Source organism: Phenylobacterium sp., from assembly GCF_037968635.1.
In the GTDB taxonomy this organism is placed as follows: Bacteria; Pseudomonadota; Alphaproteobacteria; order Caulobacterales; family Caulobacteraceae; genus Phenylobacterium.
This window is the reverse complement of sequence record NZ_JBBKVV010000075.1, coordinates 1-3727: the sequence shown is the minus strand read 5'-3', so window position 1 is coordinate 3727 and position 3727 is coordinate 1. Positions and strand designations below refer to the sequence as shown.

5 protein-coding genes are annotated in these 3727 nt (G+C 64.4%); 3 read left to right on the top strand and 2 right to left on the bottom strand.

From position 1 onward, the window contains the following. Positions 1–423: 423 nt before the first annotated feature. Positions 424–630 carry a hypothetical protein gene (locus AAC997_RS09005; protein ID WP_340645357.1) on the bottom strand — a complete coding sequence of 69 codons (207 nt, stop codon included), beginning with the start codon at positions 628–630 and terminating at the stop codon, positions 424–426. Positions 631–1348: 718 nt separating this feature from the next. Between AAC997_RS09005 and AAC997_RS09000 the strand changes: the two genes are divergently transcribed. After that, positions 1349–1804, top strand: a complete 456-nt coding sequence (locus tag AAC997_RS09000) for a GNAT family N-acetyltransferase (protein ID WP_340645356.1) — start codon at positions 1349–1351, stop codon at positions 1802–1804. 135 nt (positions 1805–1939) lie between these two features. Here AAC997_RS09000 and AAC997_RS08995 read toward each other — a convergent pair whose 3' ends face one another. Then, positions 1940–2329 (bottom strand): VOC family protein, encoded by a 390-nt coding sequence (locus AAC997_RS08995; RefSeq protein ID WP_340645355.1) that lies wholly within the window; start codon positions 2327–2329, stop codon positions 1940–1942. A 124-nt stretch (positions 2330–2453) separates the two neighbouring features. On the opposite strand from AAC997_RS08995, the gene AAC997_RS08990 reads away from it, so the two are divergent. Further along, positions 2454–2636: a transcriptional regulator gene (locus AAC997_RS08990; protein ID WP_340645354.1), complete on the top strand. Its 183-nt coding sequence runs from the start codon at positions 2454–2456 to the stop codon at positions 2634–2636. A 348-nt stretch (positions 2637–2984) separates the two neighbouring features. Further along, the coding region (locus AAC997_RS08985) for an NAD(P)/FAD-dependent oxidoreductase (protein WP_340645353.1) at positions 2985–3727 on the top strand (743 nt) is incomplete at its 3' end.

The following is a 3727-nucleotide window of genomic DNA, read 5'->3' as shown; positions in this document are numbered from 1 at the left end:
CCCTGGAACCGGGTGCGGGGGCTAACCCGCCCAAGGGGAGAAGGGATCGCTGCGTTCGTCCAGCCGGGGAGATGGCTGACAGAAGAACCGTCAGGCACGGGGTCGGTCGCCCGGTCCAGGGCCTGCCACCACGGTGCATACGCGCGTCGCGGGCCTTCCAAGCCGGCATTGGCGTCTCGGAGATATGCTCGGCCCCGCCCGGTTCGCCGGGCGGGCTGTTGGCTTCAATCTCGCCGGATCACGCACCCGTTCGAGGCCGCCAAGGCGCAACGTCAGAACGAATCACCAACCCCAAGGCTGAGTGGCCGCAGGCCTGCCTGACACAAGGACTTGGATTTCGTTCGACCCCTGTTCCGCCGGCTTCATCCAAATTGGGGGAAGGGCAGGGGGAAGGGCGCCCGCCGAAGCGGGCGCCGAGGTAGGTCAGTGCCGCGTGCTGCCCGTCCGCGGGTGGATCATCTGGTGGAAGTGGGCGATGGCGGCCGTGTCGAGCTCGAAGGGGATCGCGGTGATCTCCTCCTGACGGTCCAGTTCCTCGGCGATGGCCAGAAGGTCCCAGCATTCGGCGACCACATACCAGCTGCCGGTGTCGTAGAAGTCGTGGGCGTGTTGATAAACCGCTTGAGCCATCCCCATGCTGACCATCTTTCGTCTCCCTCTTGCGCTGCCGGATCTGCGGGGTCGTTCCCGCGATCTCGCGACCGCCCAGGGCGGGTGAAAGGGAGGGGCCAAAGGACGAATCCCCGTGGAAACCGGCCTGCAGCGCAGCGAAGGTCGGAGGATCCGCAGGGGTTCGCCTCGCTCTGGCGAGGTCGCCTTTGACCCTGACCGTCCCGGCCTAGGTTCGTGAGATTGATCGCGGACGAGCTCGCCCCGCAGCGCCCAACCCGGGAGACGACTGACGGCTTGGTGCTGGCGCCGAAATGCGGATCACCACAGCCAGACACCTGACGCCCTCAGCGCCTTGGGTGCCCCCTCGCGGAACCCTCACCGGCGCTGGCGATGGCGACATCCTCAAGGTGATCGGCGCGCCGCCGGGTCCGCCCCCTAACCCATCGGTTCTCACCACCGTCAACACAGACAACCACGCGCTCGCCAAAATCGGCGATTGGTGGCGTCGCGACCCATCACCTGGTGGCCTGTGCGACAGCTACCCGCGGCGCGGCCGGAGGCGAGACCCCGCCAAGGGGCGTATTCCCGATAGAAAGCTAGTGGATCGAATCTGACGCTTGGAACCGCCGCTGGCGCGCCTAAGGCGGACGAAGCGGGGCCACGCTTCCGCCCGGAAGCGGACCTCGCCAGAGTCGCGGAAGGGTGGGACGCCGACATAAGACTGGTATCGTCGCCTGTGAGCCAAATCCCGACCCTCGTCTTCCGCCCAGCGACATCAGACGACTTCGAGACTCTGCTGGAACTGCGGTTGAAGACTATGCGCGAGAGCTTGGAGCGGATCGGGCGGTTCGATCCTGCTCGCGCTCGAGATCGGTTCCTACAAGGCTTCGATCCCGCCCTGATGCAGGTCGCCTATGCGGACGGCCGCCTTGTGGGTTGCGTCACGATCCGGCCTGTGTCCGCCACCCTCTCGTGGATTGAACACTTCTACATTGATCCAGAATGTCAGGGCCGCGGGTTGGGGGCGCAAATCCTTCACACCATCATTGGCGCTTCGGAAGCCGAGGGCCGTTCGCTCAAGTTGGCGGTCTTGCGCGAGAGCGACGCCAACCGATTTTACATCCGGCATGGCTTTGCTGAGACCCACCGAGAAGCTTGGGATATCTTCTACGAACGCCGTTCCAATAGCTAACTCCTTCAATATCCGAGATGGGTCGCGAGCGGTCCCGAGCAATACCGCCGGAAGCAAACATTCCTCCAGATCGCCGGAAACCGGACCCCGCCGACGTCCCCAAAGGGTAGCCAGCTGAAGTTGCGATCTACTGGTTCAATCCATCAACTGCCCGAAGCACAGCACCCAGCCATTGCAGTCGCGCACGTGCAGCTCCCTCCCGTTGTAGATCGGCCTATCGACCGGTTCGACGACGATTTCTGCGCCTTTGGCACGTAGCTCCGAGGCTAGCGCCATCACGTCGTCGCAGTAGATATAGACGTCGGTAAATCCGCCCGGGGAGGTCGTGTTCGATACCAGCGGCTTTCGGTCTTCGGGCGCGCTCTTGAGCAGCAGCTTCGCCGCGCCCCGGTCTACCCCCACGAACACCGGCGGATCGCCAAAGAACCGGTCGAAGCTGAAGCCCAGCACGTCACGGTAATATTCGGCGCTCTCGATCACGTCATTGACGAAAAGTTGGGCCGCGACCCCGGTGAACTGGACCATCTGCGATCCCTCCGCTATCATATTTGATACAAAAAGTATCTTTCACGAAACGCCTCGTCAAGCCGTGATCTCTAACCTGCAAATTCGTGCTGCTCGCGCCCTCCTCGGTTGGAACCAGCAGCGCTTGGCCGACGAAGCGGGCCTCTCAGCCATCACCGTCAAGCGGCTGGAGGCGTCGGAGGACACCTTCCACGCAAAGTTCGAGACTGTGATGAAGGTGAAGGAGGCAGTCGAGGTCGCGGGCGTGGTCTTCAGCACCGGCGAAGACGGGGTGATCCATGGCGTGGGTCTCCGCCAGAAGGGCTAGGGCCACCTACGGCTCAAAGAGGGTGGCCACGCTGCCCCACGCAGTGCGTCGCCGTAGCAGACCGCGCTGCAATGGAAATTTCCCACACTTCCGCTCTGGGTCGCGAGCGGTCCCAAGCGCGGTCGCCGCAAGCAGACGTTACCCAACATGCCCGAAACCGGACCCTGCCGACGGCAGCGGAGGGTGGGGAGCAGAACTTCCAATGCTCACCCCACATCGACCTTGCGCGGCCCGAGATAATTGGAGGTAGCCGCGGATCAGCACCTTTCTCGTAAGTTGCAGCTCAATGAACCGCGTTCTACTGACGAGGTGCGACGCCCTCTAGCGGCTGAGCGAGGGGAGGCCGGCATGAGCGAAGACGTCGAACGGGAATCCATGGAGTACGACGTCGTGATCGTCGGCGCCGGTCCCTCGGGCCTGGCGGCGTCGATCCGCCTGAAGCAGCTAGCGGACGCGGCCGGGACAGAGATTTCCGTGGCGGTGCTGGAAAAGGGCTCCGAGGTCGGGGCCCACATCCTGTCGGGCGCGGTGATCGACCCGATCGCCTTCAACGAGCTGTATCCGGACTGGAAGGAACTGGGCGCGCCGCTGACGACCGCGGTCACCGAAGACAAGTTCCTGCTGCTCGGCCCGCAAGGCAGCGCCAGCCTGCCGATGGCCCTGATGCCGGGCCTGATGCACAACCATCGCAACTACATCGCCAGCCTGGGCGACGTCTGCCGCTGGTTGGCGCAGCAGGCCGAGGCCCTGGGCGTCGAGATCTACCCGGGCATGGGGGTCTCGGACTTGGTCACGACGCCCCAGGGCGTGGTGAAGGGCGTGGTGGCCGGCGTCTTCGGCGTCGACAAGAACGGCGAGCCCGGCCCCGACTACCAGCCGGGCATGGAGCTACACGGCAAGTACGTCTTCATCGGCGAGGGCGTTCGCGGCTCGCTGGCCAAGGTGCTGAAGGCGAAGTTCGGCCTCGGTGAGGGCAAGGATCCCGAAAAATTCGGCATCGGCCTGAAGGAGCTATGGCAGGTGCCGGACGAGGTCTTCAAGCCGGGCCTGGTGCAGCACACCACCGGCTGGCCGCTGGACGACAAGACCGG

Excerpts from the sequence above, each read along its gene's own strand:
- AAC997_RS09005 (WP_340645357.1), bottom strand. The coding sequence starts at position 630 with ATGGCTCAAGCGGTTTATCAACACGCCCACGACTTCTACGACACCGGC.
- AAC997_RS08995 (WP_340645355.1), bottom strand. The coding sequence starts at position 2,329 with ATGGTCCAGTTCACCGGGGTCGCGGCCCAACTTTTCGTCAATGACGTG.